General features: G+C 46.5%; 3 protein-coding genes. All 3 read left to right on the top strand.

The window, feature by feature from the left end:
* Window positions 1-443, top strand: a 443-nt coding sequence (locus ACJ751_RS06980) for an ABC transporter ATP-binding protein (RefSeq protein WP_407744667.1), incomplete at its 5' end; no start/stop codon positions are given.
* A gap of 79 nt (window positions 444-522) precedes the next feature.
* Window positions 523-2,943, top strand: a complete 2,421-nt coding sequence (locus ACJ751_RS06985; RefSeq protein ID WP_407744668.1) for an ABC transporter permease — start codon at window positions 523-525, stop codon at window positions 2,941-2,943.
* Window positions 2,944-3,033: 90 nt separating this feature from the next.
* Complete coding sequence (locus ACJ751_RS06990; protein ID WP_407744670.1) at window positions 3,034-3,864, top strand: ABC transporter permease; 831 nt, start codon at window positions 3,034-3,036, stop codon at window positions 3,862-3,864.
* Window positions 3,865-3,899 lie beyond the last annotated feature (35 nt).

A 3,899-nucleotide genomic window follows, 5' to 3' on the forward strand; every position in this document is an offset into this window, starting at 1 on the left:
ACCTGCGTAAACATAATATCGGGTTCGTTTTTCAAAGCTTTAACCTGATAGACGAGTTGACCGTATTCGAAAACGTGGAATTGCCTTTGATATATACCGGCGTTAAATCAGTCGATCGAAAAAAACGCGTGGAAGAAGTGCTCGATAAAATGCAGATCATGCATCGCCGCAATCACTACCCCCAACAATTGAGTGGTGGTCAGCAACAACGTGTAGCCGTGGCCCGCGCCGTGGTAAACAACCCCAAACTGATACTGGCGGATGAGCCTACAGGTAACCTCGATAGTAGCAATGGTAATGAAGTAATGGCCCTGTTAACCGATCTGAACGAACAGGGCACTACCATCATCATGGTTACTCACAGTGAACACGATGCCCGGTACAGCCATCGCATTATTCGCATGCTCGACGGACAAACTGTGTTAGAGAACATCATGGTGTAGTAGGTTCCATATAGTTTATCGCTTCTTTTATCTGTTCACCATCCCTTGCAGTAAGGCGATGTTAAACCTCATCGTTGCCATGATAAAACAGTACATCAGGATCGCTTTTCGCAACCTGGCGCAGCAGAAAGTGTTGTCAGGCATCAACATCTTTGGTTTGTCTGTTGGCATCGCCTGCTTTAGTTTATTCCTGTTATATGCCGTGCATGAATTCAGTTACGACCGGTTTCATGCGAACGCCGGTCGCATCTACCGCATTGTTGAATGGTGGCAGGGCGGAAAACGGGAACCCGGTGGAGATGGCGGGGCCTATACCCCTGCTGCGGCAGCCATGAAACGTGATTTTCCCGAGGATGTAGCCTATGCCGTACGGTTAAAAGACAATGGCTGTTTTGTAAAAGCAGACAATAAAATATTTCATACCAGTATCACTTATGCCGATACGGCTTTCTTTTACGTATTTACGTTTCCTCTTGTATATGGCAATACCAAAACGGCTTTACAACAACCCAACCAGGTTGTAATAACCAAAGAAAAAGCCCTGCAATATTTTGGTACTGTCAATGTAGTGGGCAAAACACTGGAACTAAAAACCGATACCGCTTTTGAACTATTTACCATCAGCGGTGTAGCGGAAGATATCCCGGCCAACTCTTCGGTAAAGTTCGATCTGCTGGGCAGCTTTGAGCATATCACCAACGATCCTATGGTGCAGCAAAGCAGTACAGATTGGTATATGACCATCGGCATCCAGGCATTCGTGCTGTTGAAACCTGGCAGCCGGCTGGCCAGTGAACAAGATCGCCTTGATCTGTTCAGAAGGAAATATTATCCGGAAGAATACCAGCACAAAATAACAAAAGCAGCAAATGAAAAAACCCCGAACAGCTTCAGGTTGCAACCGATGCGGGATATACATATGAATCCGAAGATCGGTGGCGGTAACGATCCCAAAAATATCTGGATCCTGATCACCATCGCAGGGGCTGTATTGCTAATAGCCTGTATCAACTTTACTACTTTGGCCATTGGCCGTTCGGCGGGCCGCGCAAAAGAAATAGGCGTGCGTAAAGTAATGGGCAGCCAGCGTAAACAACTTATTGGGCAGTTCCTGGCGGAATCCTTTCTGTTAAGTGTGTTCTCCGCCGTTACGGGCCTGCTGCTGGCGTCTCTGCTATTACCATTCTTCAATCAACTGGCAGACCGGGAATTAACTTTTTCACTCAGCCGTTTTCCTGAATTAGTTTGGCTGTTAATTGGCCTTACCATTTTGGTAGCCTTACTGGCAGGTAGTTACCCCGCGCTTGTATTGTCTTCCTTCAAACCAATAGAAGTATTAAAAAAGAACATCCGCATCGGCGGTTCCAACCTGTTTACCCGTTCACTTGTTACCCTGCAGTTTGTATTATCGATTGGGTTAATCATTTCCACCATTATCATGCTGCAACAGATCGCTTACATGCGCACCAAAAATATTGGGCTCAATAAAGAGAACCTGGTCATGATCAATACCGGACACATCGACAAAAAAATATACCCTTTATATAAGCAAGCCATCCAGAACAGTACAGGCATTTTAGGCGTAACGGCATCAGAAATGGGTCTTGGCGCAGGGGAAGGACAAATGGGCGCCGGTTTTCGGGATTATAAAGGCGATTTACAGGGCGTTATTCAATACCCCGGTGATTATAATTATTTAAATACTATGGGCATGCAACTGATAGCAGGCCGCAACTTCAACCCGGCCATGTCATCAGACACCGTCGATGCAGTGATCGTGAACGAAGCCCTGGTACAAAATATACTAGGCACCACGCCCGAAAAAGCAATAGGCGCACAACTATTGAATGCAAAAGGAAACCAGCGCACCAAAACGATCATTGGCGTTACGCGTAATTTCAATTTCGAAGACCTGACCAAAAAAGTACGGCCACAACTATTTTACCGGCCCTCAGCATTGCAGGCATCACGCATTTTTGTACGCCTGCAGGCAGGTGACCCGGGCAGTAAGCTTGCCTTATTGAACAACACCTGGAAGAAACTGGTGCCCGATGCCCCCTTTGAATACAGTTTTGTAGACGAGAAATTCGACAACTTTTATAAAAATGAGACCCGTTGGAGCTCCATCGCCAGCTGGGCTGGTGGCATCTCCATTTTCCTTGCCTGTTTGGGTTTGTTCGGACTGGCTGCCCTTGCTGCTCTGAACCGGACGAAAGAGATTGGCATCCGTAAAGTATTGGGTGCAACTGTAACCCAGGTAGTTGGCTTGTTGTCGAAAGATTTTGTAAAGTTGATAACGGTAGCGTTGATCATAGCTACTCCCCTCGCCTGGTATATCATGCACAACTGGTTGCAGGCTTATGCCTGGCGGATAAATATTACCTGGCAGATATTTGCACTAACCGGCGGCTTTGCCATGCTGGTAGCCGTTACCACCGTAAGTGTGCAGGCCATAAAGGCAGCGATGGCCAATCCGGTGAAAGCCTTGAGAAATGAGTAGTAAGTTGACCAGTTAACAAGTTGACGAGTTAACAAGGAAGAAGAAGCTTAGGAGAGATAAATTGACCATTCACGTAACAAGACCCAACATATGCTAAAGAATTATTTCAAGATCGCATTCAGGAACCTGTGGCGTCACCGGGTTTTCTCCTTTATCAATATTATGGGGTTAACCGTGGGTATGACGGCCTGCCTGCTCATATTCCTGTATGTACGGTTTGAAATGAGTTACGATACATTTCATCCCAAAGCCGATCGCATTTACCGGATGGTAACCGATCTGAAAACACCTTCGGAAACCGTTTATCCCAGCGGGCCGGCCTGGGCGGTAGGGCCACACCTGCAATTTGACCTGCCCGAAGTAGAAGCGTTTACCCGGGTAAACTATGATAATTTGCTCGTACGAAAAGGCGATATCAAGTACAACGAAAATGGCGCCATTTGGGCCGACTCGGCCTTCTTCAACATATTTAACTTCCCATTGCTGAAAGGCAATGCACGTACTGCACTAACACAACCTTTTAGTATTGTGTTATCAGAAACCGCGGCTAAAAAATACTTTGGTAAAGAAGACCCCATGGGTCAAACGTTATTGATAACCGGAGAAGGAAGGCCTGCAATGATTACCGGCGTCATGAAAGACATGCCCGAAAACACGCTCATAAAAACCGAGGTAGTGCTGTCAATGAGCACCGTCACGCAGTACTGGGCAAAAGGGATCAATGATGAATGGGGAAACTATGGCCCTCTTACCTTCGTACTGCTTAAACCCGGCGCTGGCGCCCAGTCATTGCAAAAGAAATTCCCGGCCTTCCTGAATAAATGGAATGGCACGGAAATGAAGAAAATGCAAATGTTTCCCACCCTGTTGCTGGAACCGTTGAAAGATGTATACCTGAAATCGACCCGGGATGGATCATAAGGCAATATGCTGAATGTGTATGTAGTCTCCATCAT

Origin of the sequence: Niastella sp. (assembly GCF_045805085.1) — a bacterium.
Lineage (GTDB): Bacteria > Bacteroidota > Bacteroidia > Chitinophagales > Chitinophagaceae > Niastella.